At 67.3% G+C, this 477-nt stretch carries 1 pseudogene; it reads left to right on the top strand.

Annotated features, from left to right (window positions below):
• A pseudogene (locus AB1L30_RS00895) lies at positions 1–477 on the top strand (RNA degradosome polyphosphate kinase); the annotation flags it as partial.

The following is a 477-nucleotide window of genomic DNA, read 5'->3' as shown; positions in this document are numbered from 1 at the left end:
AGGCCGGCGTCCACGTCGTCTACGGCATGGTCGGCCTCAAGACCCACTGCAAGGCCGCGCTCGTCGTCCGCAGGGAGCCCGACGGCATCCGGCGTTATATCCACCTCGGCACCGGCAACTACAACCCGACGACCGCCCGGCTCTACACCGATCTCGGCCTCTTCACCTGCCGCCCCGATTTCGGCGACGACTCCTCGGCCCTGTTCAACCTCCTGACCGGCTACTCCCAGGGGCACGACTGGCAGAAGCTCGTCGTCGCCCCCTATCACCTGGTCGATCGCGTCCTGGAGATGATCGACCGCGAGCGCCAGCACGCCGAGGCCGGGCGACCGGCCCGGATCATCGCCAAGATGAACTCGCTCGTCGACCCCCGCACCATCGCCTCGCTCTATGCCGCTTCTCAAGCAGGGGTTCAGGTCGATCTGATCATCCGAGGGCCGGAAGATCCGCAGGGCGTCTTGCTGGCCATGGCGGGGC

The organism is Bremerella sp. JC817 (assembly GCF_040718835.1).
Lineage (GTDB): Bacteria > Planctomycetota > Planctomycetia > Pirellulales > Pirellulaceae > Bremerella.
Note: the sequence above shows the minus strand (reverse complement) of the source record. Positions and strands in the feature narration are given on the sequence as shown.